We start from the raw sequence: 12,897 nt of genomic DNA, 5'->3' as shown, positions 1-12,897 counted from the left end.
CCTTCGAACACCAGGCGGTCGGCGCAGTGGCGTAGCCGGTCGAGCGTCGCGATGCCGTGCACCCGGTTATCGGGGAAGGCGACGCCCCATTCCACGGTGGCTGGTTCAACAACGCCCCGGTAAATTTTAAATCAGGCTGCATGGACGCGCGTCATCCACGGCGAAGACACCACCAACGCGGCCAAAAAGGAGGGCGACAATCTGGGCTTCAGCGGCCACCAGCGCGTCAAGGGCTGCAAGGTCGTCGCCTTCGTTCTCCGCGCGTTTGTTGGCGCGAAGGGTTGCGTGTGTCTCGAGGACGGCGTGTGGGTCGAGATTCACGTCGTCGGCAAACGCTGGCACATTACCGCATGTCGCAACCGCAACCTCGAGGAAGCGGCGATCGTCCTCATTGGCCTGTTCGAGGTCGACGAGGTGCAGCGCGCACTCCAGGCGCTCGAACGATTCCAGCAAACTATTGCATCTACCTATTGAATCCGCCGGTGCAGAGCCGACGTTCGAGTGTCAGAGCTATGGTGCGAGCGAATTACTCTTCATGGCCGGTAGTACTCCATCGGTATCTGGCGAAATAGCGGCCGCACGGACCTCGTCGAACTGGTTCACGTGCGGCCGGTAAGGGCGACGCTAGATCTCAGTCTGCTCGGAGCTCTCTAGCGCATCGCTAATTTTGATGCCAAGGTATCGCACGGTACTCTCCAATTTGGAATGACCAAGAAAAAGTTGAATGGCTCGGAGGTCTTTCGTACGCTTGTAAATCAACGTAGCCTTACTTCGTCGCATCGTATGGGTGCCATAAATTGCTGAATCGAGCCCAATGGCAGCGACTCAACGATGTACGATCCGAGCATATTGCAGTGTAGAGGCGTGAGGCGAGCTGAGTAGGCGGCTGGGAAAAAGATTCTCTTCCGGCTGCAAGCGAGCCTTTTCAACCCGTGCAAATACCGCTGATCAGGTCGGCTCGGTCAACTAGAATTGCACCGGACGCTGCGTTTTTCGTTGCACAACCATCGCCCGCGGCAACATCTGACTACCGTGCATCACGTCGCGTACGCGAATGACGATGTACACGGAATACTAGCGACCGTCTGCACCTCAAGGCGCCGGCTTCGCCTGCCCATTCTGGCCTGCGCTCATCACCGCGTTTCGTTCCGCTTGATGTTTGGCGTTAACCTTTTCTTGCGCAGCCTGAAGATCTGCGGGATATGAACCGTCATCGCCCTGGGACGGGTTGTACCCTGCCGCCTCCAGTTCGTAGAGTTCATGCATGACCTCTGCACGCGTGACTCGATGCGTCGCCGGGTCAGACATGGTTTGCGCAAACACGCCAGCTGAAGTCGACATCAGAATCGCGCCTGCGACCGCCAGGTTGCGCAATGCCTGGTTGAATAACCGAATTTGTGAGACTGATTTCATGACGATACTCCTGGTGTTTCAAGGTGCTTGTTCGCAGGATAGACAGGGCGAGCCGAGAATCAGATGAATGACGGGGCCTCAGCATTGCCTCGAGCTAACAAGACGCAAGTTCAATGAGTCGTGCTGTCGTCGATAGGCGCGCTCTGCTGCACAAAATGGTCGTGCCTGATGCGCGTGACCTGTGCTGCGTAAATTGGGTTGATCTCGGGGTATGACGTTTCTGTAACGTAGTTCAGCCCGCTTTGCTGTGCTTCGATCAGCTCGTGGTAGACCTCGGCGCGGGTTTTGCTTTGAGAAAACGCGCTCGATGATGTGAGGGCGGCCAGAGAAATGGCGATCACAAGATTTTTCCTCATTTCAGACTCCTGAGTGTTTCGCGCGTATCGTGCGATGTGCATTGAATAGACGGCGTTTGATCGACGAATATTCCCGGGTCTGAAAAAAAGAGCGCGGGCACCCTTTGCAACGCCCAAAATAATTTCGAGCAAGCTTGGAATAAACGTGCGGCCGACCTGGTAAACGCTGTCATCCGGCCTCGTCGTCAAGCCGGACGGAGTCACGCGCGAACGACCGGGACGTCGGTTGACGTCGAGCAGGTCGCGCATGGTTGGAACACGGACATCCTTGGTGCTGATGCGCCAATATCTTGCGGGTTAATTGCAGGTAATCTGGGGATCACTCAATGAAGAAGCAACTTCTAGCGTTAGCAACGCTGTGCCCGCTGGCAGGTGTTGTCCATGCGCAAAGCAGCGTGACGTTGTACGGCCTGATCGATGAAGGATTCGAGGCCGTCAGCAATGTGCCGGCGGCTGGCAAGACCGGCGGCGGCACCAAATACGCGCTCGATGCCATCAACGGACTGAACGGCACACGCTGGGGGTTGCGAGGCACCGAGGATCTGGGTGCTGGTATTGCCGCGATATTCACGCTTGAGAATGGTTTCGACCTCAATACCGGCAAGCTCGGGCAGGGCGGTGCCGAGTTCGGCCGCCAGGCTTTCGTCGGCTTGAGCAGCAGCCGGTTCGGCACGCTCACGCTCGGCCGTCAGTACGACAGCGTGGTGGACTATCTGGGCAACTTTGAATTCGGCGATTCGAATGTCGGTACAGCGCACGCGGCTCACCCAGGCGATCTGGACAACTTCAATAACAGCCGTCGAACCAACAATGCGATCAAGTTCAGGAGCATCGATTACTCAGGGTTGACGTCGGGCGGCATATACAGCCTGGGAGGCGTCGCGGGGTCGTTCACGACGGACCAGATCTATTCCCTCGGGGTGGGCTACAAGCAGGGGCCGCTGGCCATGGGCGTGGCTTACCTGAACGTGAAGAACCCGGCGGCTTCGCTGTTCGGCAGCAACCCGGCCGATACGGCAACATCCAATGGACTGACGGGCACACCGGTGTTTAGCGGCTACGCTACGGCGCAGTCGTATCAGGTTTTCGGCTGGGGCGGTTCCTATGCGCTCGGACCTGCTGTGTTTGGCGCAACCTATTCGAACATCCGGTTCGGTGATATCGCGGCACTGGAGCGCAGCACGGCGGTGTTCAACGATGCCGAAACGAGCTTCCAGTATCACGTGACGCCCGCTTTTCTCGCGGGCATTTCTTATAACTACACGCGCGGCAGCGAGGTGACGGGCAAGGTCGGTGGCGTGAACTACAACCAGTTCGCCATCGGTGCGAATTACACGTTGTCGCCGCGCACCGACGTTTATGCAGCGGTCGTCTATCAGACGGTCAACGGCCGCGATTCGACGGGGGCACCCGCCGTCGCAAACGTGAACGGCGTATCGCCGTCGACTAATCAGCATCAGGCGGTGGGCCGGTTGGGAATCCGTACGCGGTTCTGATCGTCACATGTCGACGCGTGATGTAACCGTCGCGCTACCGAGTGGCGCGGGAGACGTGAGCAAAGGGGAATAAGACCGCCGCTTCGACGGTCACTGATGCAGAGCGTCATGCTGCGAGGTCAACCCGGCAGCCAATCGCAGACGCTCGTTCACTCAAGGAGTCTTGACGTAAAATCGAATTCGTTGAATCGACTTGTCGTGCTATCCATACCTGATTCGCTCATTGTGACCGCCGCGCTGTTGGCAGCATCGAACTGTGTACGCGCAGACGTCGCTAGGGTTCGGCACACTTCACATAACGCGTGCAGAGGTTACTTAGGAGCTCGAAAGGCTGAAGTTAGCCCGATATAGCGCCTTCTCCAGGCGCCGATCCGTACTACCCCCGACATTCAGGCGGGCAACAACGGGGCGAAGCCAAACTTCAAGCGGAATAGAATGCGCTAATGGGCGGTAACGACGCGGCGCAGACCCGATCCATGCCTTGATCAAGATTGACGATACGTCTATGAAAACCTCCTTCCTGAACGGCTCCACTGCACGCGGCGTCGTCGCCGCGTTGAGTCTCGCTATCGCGCAACTGGCGAACGCCCATGCCTATCCAAAACATCAGGTGCCGCCCCCTGGGGCTAGCGTGTCTGTTTCGCCCAGGGAGGTGTCGATCGATTTCGATGATGGACTCGAAGCGGCATTTAGCGCGATCACGGTGACGGATGCACAGCGGAGGTCCGTGACACTTGGTAAGTCGATGGTCGATTCGTCGAACCCTAAACACATGTCGGTGCTGCTGAACCTTCTAACGCCCGGTGTGTATACGGTCACGTGGGTTGCGGTCGCCGCCGACGGGCATCGTACGGAAGCCGAATACACCTTCACGGTCAAATAGCGGCGATCTTGCCTGGCGTTGTATTTGCATTAGGAGTTGAGCGATTCTTTCTGCAATCTTCGGCGATCAAGTCCGTTGCGCAGTTGGCGCGCGATGGAAGCGCCGACGGTCGCGGATGCAGATGAGTGATGACATCGGTGCACCTATAAGAGGCCAGAAACGGGCAAATAGTCGGCCCGTAATGCCCGAAAAGTCGGGGTTGAAAGGTGGGGTGAGGACTGCCCGATGAACTCGCACATACCGAGGACGCGCTCAAATTGCGCGAGTTGTTTAGCACAGCATTAAAGGAATTCCTTGCTGATGTCGACGCTTGATCGTTGGCCGACGTGGTGGTAGTTCTCCTCGAGCCATGCTCCGGCCTCGGTCCGTCCCTTATCACGCAGAGAGCAGAGAAAGTTCCAGTCGGCGTTGTACTTGCTCGACACACCGAGTGCGGCCATCGTCTGGTCGGACCGAATCGAGTGGATCAACATTTGCTTCATCGCGCCGGGTTCAATTCTTCGTTGCTGGATCAGATCGGTTACGAAAGCGATTGCACGCATCTCACGCATCAGTGACGAATTGAAACTCACTTCGTTCATGCGGTTGAGGATATCGGCCGTCCTGGTTGGTACGCCGGGGCGCACAATCGGATTGATGTGGACAACCACTACATCGTGTGTTCCGCAGTTGTAGATCAGGGGGAAAATTGCCGGGTTACCGACATAGCCTCCGTCCCAGTAATGTTCGCCGTTGATCTCTACCGCCTGGAACAGCGTTGGAAGACAGGCCGAAGCAAGGACAGCCTCTACACACAGTTCCGGGCCAGAGAAGATTCTTATTTTGCCGGTCTCAACATTAGTTGCGCATAAATACAGATGTATCGGGCAATGTCTGCGCAGCGCGACGAAATCGACGTGTTGGTCCAGTATCATGCGCAGCGGATTCATGTTGTGGGGATTGAACTGGTACGGAGACAGGACGCGAAGAACGATGTCCGCCAGTAGGTACATGGGCGAGTGGTCCAGTCCGAACGTGTGGTTACCTTTTAACCACGGTATCTTGCCGAAGGGATTGAAGCTCTCCGCCGATTGTGCAACGGCGCGCCAGAAGTCGTGGAGCGCCTGGCGCGCGTCTTCGGAATCACCCGTTAGTAGACCGTGGGCCAGCACGGCGGCATTCATCGCGCCTGCACTGGTGGCGCTGACGCCTTCAATTGAAAGCCGGCGGTCCTCCAGCAGGCGGTCGAGCACGCCCCAGGTGAAAGCTCCGTGCATCCCACCGCCTTGCAGTGCGAGTGCGATCGTCTTCTGCGCGATCGGCCGCTTTCTGTTTGTCGTCGCCATCGAAAACCTCCTCAATGCCGGGTCAAGCCACGCCCCCGATTACCTACCCGTCCCGCCCGTTCTCGCACGCCTATGATCAGTTGGCGCCATGCCAGCCTGGCCTGGTTCTGAATATAAAGGCCTGTCACGTCTATGCACACACCCTGTGAAGACATTCGGGTGAAGCCAAGGTATCCAAAAAAATATTACGTTGCGTCGCTGCGACGCACAATGTCATGTCTCCACCGCCCTTGTCTTTAAGGCGGACATATCGATTGACCAACTCGAAAGTGGTGGCCATGAGACCGTGGATGATGAGCGGCTCTGCGTACCACGTCGACAGTCCAAACCTCGCGCGGCTAAAATGGCCTTCCGCCGAGAAGCCGAGCGTGTCCCGTTTCGTCAGTGGATCGGGCGCGAAGCCGTTGAACGTCACGTCAAGCGTGACCGGTTGAGTGGTGCCGCGGATCGTCAGATCGCCGGTCAACGTGCCGCGGGCGTCTCCTGTACGTTCGAAACGCGTGCTGACGAACCGAATCTGCGGGTAGCGCACCACGTCGAACATATCAGCGCCTTTGACGAGCTTGTCGAGGAGCGGCACGTCGGTATCCACGCTGGCGGCATCGATGGTCGCTGCGACTGAACTCCTGTCGAGCCCGCCTCCGTCCCAGTCGAGCTTTGCGGTCGCACGATCGAGGCGTGTCGTGAAGCGCGAATACTTGAAGTGATCGACATCGAATGTAATGCTCCAGTGGTGCGGATCAAGTTCGTACTGACCTGGCGGCACTCGCGTTTCAGACTGGCTGACGGTATGCGTCACCACCTGGAGTGGCGTGCATGAAGCGACTATCGCGAGCACCGAAATCCACAACGCGCGCGCGACAATTGCATGAACGGAATGCTTCTTCATCGCTTTCATCCCAGTGCTTGACCAGCGTGACAGGAGCGCAGGCGACGCGACCAACACTGGATCCAGTCAGGGTGCCGTTGATGGCCCGCCAGCGCGCATTCGAATCAGCCACGTGACATGCCTGGATTCGATGGCGATCAGACTTCCGATTCAATGCAGCCAGCTATCTGCAGTACATCATGCGCCAACCCGGCTCGTCTCGACCCTCAATTCTTCGGCGGCGGCACGACATAAGTCCTCACTCCGGCCAGTGGCGATCCGTATCCACCAGACTGCGCATTGTTCGGCAAACCATTGGAGAGTTGCGCCCGCGGATCCGTCGGATTCAGATTCAGCTCTCCCGCCTGCCGATCACCGTGGGTGGGATACTCGCTCCCGCGTGCAGCCTGCGGCATCAACCGGGTGCTGTTTTCAGGAGCGTTGATATCGTCATATGGGCTGAGACCTTGCGCCGTGACGCTGCCCGCGGCGATACACGCTACCGCTAGCAGGATTCCTCTCAATGCCATCGGTGTTCGCGACACGCTCACTCTCTCGAAAATGTTTTTCATGTCAAATTCCTTAAGGTGCCGAAAGCACGAGACCTGCTATCGACCTTGTTCTTCATAAAGACGCTCTATACAACAAGGCGGCCGATCCAGTTTCCTCATTCCCAGCGTCGGTTCGCTGCCTGCTTCTTCATGCGCGCAACATCCGGTACCCCTGAGTGGTTGCGATGATGCACCTGTTTCATGCGTGAAACCTGCTCCGTGAAGATCGGTTTAACGTCTGGGTAGGAGGTTTCGGTGGCATTGTTCGGACCGTTCGGCCGTGCCTCGATCAGTTCATCAAGAAACCTCCGCGCGGGTCTTGACCTGCGCAAATGCACCTGTCGAATCGAGAACCGCCAGAGAAAAGGACGATCACTGCAAATTCCTTCATTGCAGACCTCAGACCGTTTTTCGATATGCAATGAGTAGACTCTGTTTCGTCGCCGGATATTCCCGCAGTCTGTGAAAAAATGGAAATTTTCACGACCAAAACACCTAAAAAGAGATCGATTGCGGTGTGAATAGACGAGCTGTGGTCCCGTTGACCGGGTCATCCGGCCACATCCTCAGGCCGGATGAGCGATACCCGCAGGGCGGGTCCGGACGTCATCGGCGGTGTTGTGCGTGGCATAGTGAAGCGGATAACAATTCTCAGGTATGCGAAATTATCAGGATTTCCTTTGGAGAATTTTGAGCCGCTCAATGAAGAAGCTCGCCGCATCGGCGACGCTCTGCCAGCTGGCCAGTGTCCCACCAAAGTAGCGCGACGTTCGTGTTGCGGCCGATCCGGGCATGGCGATGGACGTAGGGGGCGATCGTTGGACGACTGCACGGTTGGGCGTGCCACTGTGTCCTCTTATCGTTGATGTCAAAGATACCTTTTTGTCCGGCGAAAGAGAGTAGGGAATAAGGATGCCGGTTCAGTGGTTTACCCGTGCAGAGCGTCGTACGTTGGAGTCAAGATGACTGTGGACATCACGCGCTCGAAAACCAAGGAGTAGCATCATGAAATCGAATTCGCTTAATCGGCTTGTTGGTCAACCCGCGCGTGGTTCGCTCATTGTGAGTGCGGTGCTGATGGCAACGTCAGCCTGTGTGCACGCGCAAACGTCGGTGGAGCCCGGCACGCACCAGGTCACCCGTGCCGAAGTGCGGCAAGAACTCAAGGAGTTGGCGGCGGTCGGATATCGCCCTGTGCCCAATGACCTCTACTATCCAGATGACATTCAGGCGGCGGAACAAAGACTGGCGGCCAAACATCAAACGGGACAGGATGCGCTGACGGGCGGAAACCCGATAGCGCAGACGAAGCGCGCGCCATGAATGCGACGGATGGGGCGTACAGGTCGCACTCGGTTTCTCGAAGCCGGGCAGGGTCGATTTGAGGGGCGCCCGTCGATAGTTACGAACAACGCTTTCGGCTTGACGAGGAGCGCAGGCAAAAAGGTACAGGTCTCGCGTTGCTCAGCAAGTGACAACCGGACTTTCGTGCTGTTGGTAAAAAACGCCATGACGCAAGACGTCTGGCAAGGAGGCGACGACAGTGAGCGGCATCGGAGGCGCACCATTTGATCAGCGAAGTGCTGATGGTCCATGGCGAGGCTCAAGAGTAATGGATGTGTGTGAGGATGGGCGATCGGAAACCCACCACCGGCTCCTCCTGTTCGCGGGCTGGCCGGTGGTGGGTTCGGCCCGGGTACTGATTCGTAAGCCGGCATTCATTAAAGCTTGACTAACATTGACCCATTCGCGAATCCCGGCTCCGGCCGACGGGAACTGCGCGGCCCGCTAAGGACAGGTTTGCTCGGCACGCGTGCGCACGCGCCGGGCAACTGGCGAAAATGAAAGCGCTTCGTCACCCTTTTTGCGATGCGCCCCTGTCTGCGATCGCCAGCCATCTGCCATGCACATTTGTCGCCCTTGATACCAGAAATGAAGAGAACTGCCATTCAGGAGCCGAAGAACGGCTGGCAGTAGCTGACTGGACCTACGCATTCATTGCTGCCGGCTTGGGGTAGGGACGTGCATCCCGCAGCCATCAGTTCCGCGAAGGCGGCGGGGAGCCAGACTGCGCGGCGGATGCGCGACGAAGCCTTCCTGCCTACGGGCTGGCTGCGCAAACCTGGAATGCCGTTCGCCGCCTTGTGGTCGCAGGTTGCGCCAGCGCTGTATGCGCCGGGGATCGGGCTTTCGCGAAGATCAAACTGGTTCATTTTCGCGTCTCCTGTCTTCAATTGGAGCGGGGGGCGGGCCTGCAGGTCTTTGCACTTTCAGGCGCGGCCTCGCATGGACCTGAGCATGTCTAATCGACGTGCACAATTGGTTAGCTATGTAGACGCTGTTTCGTCGCTGGATATTCCCGCACCTTCAATAAAACACATTTGGCCGACAGCAAAATCAGTTCGCAGGCGGCTCGTCAGCATCAGGCGGCCGATCGGTATTGGTCACCGATTCTGATCACGTCGCGGTTACGTGCGTGGCAATGCGATCCTGGTGCGCGGCCACCGCAGCTAACCAGGACGCGAACCGGGTGCGCCGACACCACGACCACACTCGAAATGTGCAGCGGGCTGGAATAAAACGGATGACCCGACAGTCTATGCATTGAATCCAGTCCGGAGGCCCGTCGGATAATCTGGCGGTGAACCTTAGTCGAGAGAGCACTATGTCGTTTGATCTTCCATCCGATCCGTCGCGCCGCGGCGCATTGAAATGTCTTGCCTTCGGTGGCTTAGGCACCGTGTTTGTCCTGGCCGGCGGTATTCTCACGCCGGTGGAATTAGCCCTCGCCGCCACAGCGAAGGATTCGTCAGTTGCCTCGGGTGTTCCCCTGTTCCTTCAGATCAGCGATTCTCATATAGGCTTCAACAAGGAAGCCAATCCGGATGTCGCCGGTACGCTCAAGCAGACGATTGATTTTGTCAACGCCATGCCGGTCAAGCCGGCGCTGACGATTCACACAGGTGACATTACCCATCTTTCCAAACCGGCAGAGTTCGACCTCGCGGCCCAATTGTTGTCGGGGCTGAATATCACCGAGCTGCATACCGTGCCCGGCGAACATGATGTGACAGACGGGCCAGGGACGGAATACTTCAACCGTTTCGGTCAAGCCTCGGACAATAAAGGTTATTACAGCTTCGACCACAACGGCGTGCACTTCATCGGGCTCGTCAACGTCATGCATTTCAAGCCGAACGGGTTGGGAGGCCTGGGCGACGACCAGCTCGCCTGGCTGGAAAATGATCTGAAGGGGCGCTCGTCCAGCACGCCGATCGTCGTCTTTGCGCACATGCCGATGTGGACGATTTACGAACCGTGGGGGTGGGGCACCGGCGATGCTGGCCAGGCGATGAGCTATCTGAAGCGCTTTGGTTCGGTCACCGTCCTGAACGGGCATATCCATCAGATCGTGTCGAAGGTGGAGGGCAACATCACCTTCCATACGGCGCGCTCGACGGCGTATCCGCAACCGACGGCCGGCAACGGCCCAGGACCCATGCCGCTGACGGTGTCGAGCGATCAGCTTCCGGGGATGCTTGGCGTGACCAGCATCAAGATCGCGCACCACCCGCTGAAGGCGACACTTACCGACACTACACTCGCCTGAATTGCCACACCGTGCTATCGACCAGGAACCCTATCATGCCAATCACTACCCTTCGCCGCGCCATGGCGGTCTCCGCCGGAGTCGCGATTTTCATGGCTGCATCGGCTGATTTCTCCGCCGTGCAAGCGCAGGAGTCTAATGTCGTCGTTATAAAGAATTTTATGTTCTCGCCGATGTCCCTGACGGTCAAGGCTGGTTCGACCGTGACCTGGAAAAATCTCGATGGCGAACCGCATGCGGTCGTCAACGATGCCGGCCTGTTCCACTCCGGCGCGCTCGATCAGAACGACACCTTTCAGTTCAAGTTCGATAGACCCGGTGTCTACAAGGTATTCTGCGGCATTCACCCGTATATGAAAGAGACGATTGCTGTCAAGTAGGTGCACTCTCTCTCCCGGAATTCATGCCGCCAGAGGTTGAGTAACTGTCCGGAAGGAGGCGCGAGGGGGGCTCTGTGCTGCGCATTATCAATGCTGGTGCGCAGCACGGATTATCACGTTCCGAACTGCGACGCTGCGCCGACTCAAGGTATCGGCGTTGTCGGTCCGGTCTGGACTACCCCTGCTACCGCATTTCTTTCCGCTTGATGTTGCGCAGCCGCAAGCTGTGTGGAACCCCGCATGTCCACGAACATGAACGCCGCGAATCGCTCTTGCGGCATGACGTCCCGCTGACGCCGTTGCAGGAAGACCGTGGATGCGGCCGGCGGCACCGGTGGCCACACAGAGAGATCATGGATCGGCCGCAACTGGCACGCAAGACGCACTGTCTGCGAGTCAGCTCCCAGTCGCTCCAGGACACGCCGCTCCGCCTCGGCTGGCGTGGGCAGCGGCACATCGCTGAGCACGCGTACCCTACACAATGTGCATCGGGCACGGCCACCGCACGTGCTGGCATGGGGAACTCCGGCCATCCGGCTGGCTTCCAGCACCGAAAACCCGAGCGGCGCGAATACCTTGCGCCCGTCTGGATATAAGATGCAGAGTCGTCCGTGCCGGCGCTCACGGACCGTGCGCAGCAGCCGCGCTCCGAGTACCAACAGCAGCGCGCCACCATCGAAGAGCAAAAAGTCGTTGCGCAGATCGGCGAGCCAGAGATTTTGCAATCCCGTCCCGACGACCGTCGGCCGAGTCGCCGCGGCGCGCCAGACGGGATCCTGGGCAAGCGTGATCACTTCCCGTCCGCCTTGCAGGAAGCCCAGCAGAGCGAGCACGGGGAGCAGCACGGCGACGCTCAGCAGCACGCTGCGCCACGCCCCAAACCATGGCTTCAACCGCAACCAGAACCAGACGCCACAACAGCCATGCGACCAGGCGACCACCAACAGCATCAGTTGCGCCCGGCCGAAGAATGGCGAAGCGATCCAGAACGAGTACAACAACTGCGCGTAACCCTTGTTCAGGCCGAAGGCGGCAAATGCGACCCGCGTATTGGCGAGATGATTGGCTAGCAGCGGCGGAATGCACAAACCGAGGACGAGCTGCGCCGCCTCCCCCCGATTCCAATGCACCGAGCGCCGCTCGTACAGAGCCCACAGACCGAGGAAGAAATGCGTCACGAGCGCGCTGTATAGCGCGCCTGTTCCAAGCCATCCCTGCCAGATAAATTCTGTACAAGCAGACCACGCTCCAGCCATGCGAGCGAGACATTCCCCAGCGAGTGATTCAGGAGGTGTGCCCCTACATAGGTGAATAGCACCAGTCCGGTGGTCAGCCGAACCGATCGCACTCCCGCCGGCCGCCATCTTTGAAAACTGGGAAAGCGCAACATGCTCTGCTCTCCACCCTCTCGATCAGGGGCAATTTGTTGGGAGACCGACCGGAGGCGTTCGGTTCGAGGTCGTTGCAATGCGTGTTTAGTCATGCATCCATCGTCTTGCCGCCAAGGTCGTGGAGCTTTTTGAGAAACGCCAGCTCGCACCTGGTTTGCTTGCTTGCGACGCCAAGCTGGGCGACCACGCGCCTCGACACATTACTGTGGAGCTGGCTCTTTCGAAGCGTGCCTTCAGGAATATTACTATTGTCGCTCAAGCGACTAACAAAACTGAGCGCACGCGACTCACGCATCAGCGAAGAGTTGAACGACATCTAGTTTATACGGTTCAGGATTTCCGTCGAGGATCGCGCCGATCCACGGCGCTAGATCGGATTGAGGTACGCGATCAGCAGTATTTCATGCACTGAAAAGCATTCTCCATCGCGCGTCCAGCCAGTTGTCTCTTCTTCGCTGGCGATTGCGTTGTCCTTGCGTTTTCCGTACACCAAGTGACGGCAGCAGATTGATGCACTGGCGCGGGTTCCCGGCCGCTTCGGCAGCGAACAGCAAGTGTTGAGCATCCAGGGATTGAAGCAAGGCAGACCGCCTGGACCCGCATCAATCAAAGTCTCACTAACAG

Annotated in this window: 15 protein-coding genes and 1 pseudogene; 5 read left to right on the top strand and 11 right to left on the bottom strand. The window is 58.1% G+C overall.

Annotation, left to right across the window (positions count from 1 at the left end; translation table 11 throughout):
- Positions 1-126: 126 nt before the first annotated feature.
- The 4 genes and pseudogenes from SB772_RS09260 to SB772_RS09245 all read right to left on the bottom strand — a co-directional run bounded on the left by SB772_RS09260 (position 127) and on the right by SB772_RS09245 (position 2,018).
- Positions 127-453 carry a hypothetical protein gene (locus SB772_RS09260; RefSeq protein WP_410832952.1) on the bottom strand — a complete coding sequence of 109 codons (327 nt, stop codon included), beginning with the start codon at positions 451-453 and terminating at the stop codon, positions 127-129.
- Between the two features lie 171 nt (positions 454-624).
- Positions 625-1,056 (bottom strand): annotated as a pseudogene (locus SB772_RS09255) (tyrosine-type recombinase/integrase); the annotation flags it as partial.
- A gap of 36 nt (positions 1,057-1,092) precedes the next feature.
- Positions 1,093-1,413: a DUF4148 domain-containing protein gene (locus SB772_RS09250; protein ID WP_410832951.1), complete on the bottom strand. Its 321-nt coding sequence runs from the start codon at positions 1,411-1,413 to the stop codon at positions 1,093-1,095.
- Positions 1,414-1,523: 110 nt separating this feature from the next.
- Positions 1,524-2,018: a DUF4148 domain-containing protein gene (locus SB772_RS09245; protein ID WP_410832950.1), complete on the bottom strand. Its 495-nt coding sequence runs from the start codon at positions 2,016-2,018 to the stop codon at positions 1,524-1,526.
- 77 nt (positions 2,019-2,095) lie between these two features.
- Between SB772_RS09245 and SB772_RS09240 the strand changes: the two genes are divergently transcribed.
- Together SB772_RS09240 and SB772_RS09235 are read left to right on the top strand one after the other, a co-directional pair.
- Positions 2,096-3,265: a porin gene (locus tag SB772_RS09240; protein WP_410832949.1), complete on the top strand. Its 1,170-nt coding sequence runs from the start codon at positions 2,096-2,098 to the stop codon at positions 3,263-3,265.
- 505 nt (positions 3,266-3,770) lie between these two features.
- The gene (locus SB772_RS09235) at positions 3,771-4,148 is read left to right on the top strand and encodes a copper resistance protein CopC (RefSeq protein ID WP_410832948.1); all 378 of its coding nucleotides are present in this window, start codon (positions 3,771-3,773) and stop codon (positions 4,146-4,148) included.
- 281 nt (positions 4,149-4,429) lie between these two features.
- On the opposite strand, the gene SB772_RS09230 is transcribed toward SB772_RS09235, so the two are convergent.
- From SB772_RS09230 to SB772_RS09215, 4 genes are all read right to left on the bottom strand, one after another.
- The gene (locus tag SB772_RS09230; protein ID WP_410832947.1) at positions 4,430-5,473 is read right to left on the bottom strand and encodes a patatin-like phospholipase family protein; all 1,044 of its coding nucleotides are present in this window, start codon (positions 5,471-5,473) and stop codon (positions 4,430-4,432) included.
- A gap of 130 nt (positions 5,474-5,603) precedes the next feature.
- Positions 5,604-6,362 (bottom strand): YceI family protein, encoded by a 759-nt coding sequence (locus tag SB772_RS09225; protein WP_410832946.1) that lies wholly within the window; start codon positions 6,360-6,362, stop codon positions 5,604-5,606.
- Between the two features lie 206 nt (positions 6,363-6,568).
- Positions 6,569-6,871 carry a hypothetical protein gene (locus SB772_RS09220; protein ID WP_410833004.1) on the bottom strand — a complete coding sequence of 101 codons (303 nt, stop codon included), beginning with the start codon at positions 6,869-6,871 and terminating at the stop codon, positions 6,569-6,571.
- Positions 6,872-7,008: 137 nt separating this feature from the next.
- Entirely contained in the window at positions 7,009-7,314 is a 306-nt protein-coding gene (locus SB772_RS09215; RefSeq protein WP_410832945.1) for a hypothetical protein, read from the bottom strand.
- Between the two features lie 583 nt (positions 7,315-7,897).
- Between SB772_RS09215 and SB772_RS09210 the strand changes: the two genes are divergently transcribed.
- Positions 7,898-8,215, top strand: a complete 318-nt coding sequence (locus SB772_RS09210) for a DUF4148 domain-containing protein (protein WP_410832944.1) — start codon at positions 7,898-7,900, stop codon at positions 8,213-8,215.
- A gap of 626 nt (positions 8,216-8,841) precedes the next feature.
- On the opposite strand, the gene SB772_RS09205 is transcribed toward SB772_RS09210, so the two are convergent.
- Entirely contained in the window at positions 8,842-9,105 is a 264-nt protein-coding gene (locus SB772_RS09205; RefSeq protein ID WP_410832943.1) for a hypothetical protein, read from the bottom strand.
- A gap of 452 nt (positions 9,106-9,557) precedes the next feature.
- On the opposite strand from SB772_RS09205, the gene SB772_RS09200 reads away from it, so the two are divergent.
- A complete protein-coding gene (locus SB772_RS09200; protein ID WP_410832942.1) occupies positions 9,558-10,502 on the top strand; it encodes a metallophosphoesterase family protein in 945 nt (314 codons plus the stop codon).
- Positions 10,503-10,537: 35 nt separating this feature from the next.
- Positions 10,538-10,882, top strand: coding sequence for a cupredoxin domain-containing protein (locus SB772_RS09195; protein ID WP_410832941.1), 345 nt, complete (start codon positions 10,538-10,540; stop codon positions 10,880-10,882).
- A 143-nt stretch (positions 10,883-11,025) separates the two neighbouring features.
- Here SB772_RS09195 and SB772_RS09190 read toward each other — a convergent pair whose 3' ends face one another.
- Positions 11,026-12,060, bottom strand: coding sequence for a 2Fe-2S iron-sulfur cluster-binding protein (locus SB772_RS09190; protein WP_410832940.1), 1,035 nt, complete (start codon positions 12,058-12,060; stop codon positions 11,026-11,028).
- Positions 12,061-12,361: 301 nt separating this feature from the next.
- Complete coding sequence (locus SB772_RS09185; RefSeq protein WP_410832939.1) at positions 12,362-12,589, bottom strand: hypothetical protein; 228 nt, start codon at positions 12,587-12,589, stop codon at positions 12,362-12,364.
- Positions 12,590-12,897 lie beyond the last annotated feature (308 nt).

It is taken from the genome of Paraburkholderia sp. SIMBA_030, assembly GCF_046535245.1.
Taxonomy (GTDB): Bacteria; Pseudomonadota; Gammaproteobacteria; order Burkholderiales; family Burkholderiaceae; genus Paraburkholderia.
Note: the sequence above shows the minus strand (reverse complement) of the source record. Positions and strands in the feature narration are given on the sequence as shown.

Excerpts from the sequence above, each read along its gene's own strand:
- SB772_RS09250 (WP_410832951.1), bottom strand. The coding sequence starts at position 1,413 with ATGAAATCAGTCTCACAAATTCGGTTATTCAACCAGGCATTGCGCAAC.
- SB772_RS09245 (WP_410832950.1), bottom strand. The coding sequence starts at position 2,018 with ATGCGCGACCTGCTCGACGTCAACCGACGTCCCGGTCGTTCGCGCGTG.
- SB772_RS09240 (WP_410832949.1), top strand. The coding sequence starts at position 2,096 with ATGAAGAAGCAACTTCTAGCGTTAGCAACGCTGTGCCCGCTGGCAGGT.
- SB772_RS09235 (WP_410832948.1), top strand. The coding sequence starts at position 3,771 with ATGAAAACCTCCTTCCTGAACGGCTCCACTGCACGCGGCGTCGTCGCC.
- SB772_RS09230 (WP_410832947.1), bottom strand. The coding sequence starts at position 5,473 with ATGGCGACGACAAACAGAAAGCGGCCGATCGCGCAGAAGACGATCGCA.
- SB772_RS09225 (WP_410832946.1), bottom strand. The coding sequence starts at position 6,362 with ATGAAGAAGCATTCCGTTCATGCAATTGTCGCGCGCGCGTTGTGGATT.
- SB772_RS09220 (WP_410833004.1), bottom strand. The coding sequence starts at position 6,871 with ATGGCATTGAGAGGAATCCTGCTAGCGGTAGCGTGTATCGCCGCGGGC.
- SB772_RS09210 (WP_410832944.1), top strand. The coding sequence starts at position 7,898 with ATGAAATCGAATTCGCTTAATCGGCTTGTTGGTCAACCCGCGCGTGGT.
- SB772_RS09205 (WP_410832943.1), bottom strand. The coding sequence starts at position 9,105 with ATGAACCAGTTTGATCTTCGCGAAAGCCCGATCCCCGGCGCATACAGC.
- SB772_RS09200 (WP_410832942.1), top strand. The coding sequence starts at position 9,558 with ATGTCGTTTGATCTTCCATCCGATCCGTCGCGCCGCGGCGCATTGAAA.
- SB772_RS09195 (WP_410832941.1), top strand. The coding sequence starts at position 10,538 with ATGCCAATCACTACCCTTCGCCGCGCCATGGCGGTCTCCGCCGGAGTC.
- SB772_RS09185 (WP_410832939.1), bottom strand. The coding sequence starts at position 12,589 with ATGTCGTTCAACTCTTCGCTGATGCGTGAGTCGCGTGCGCTCAGTTTT.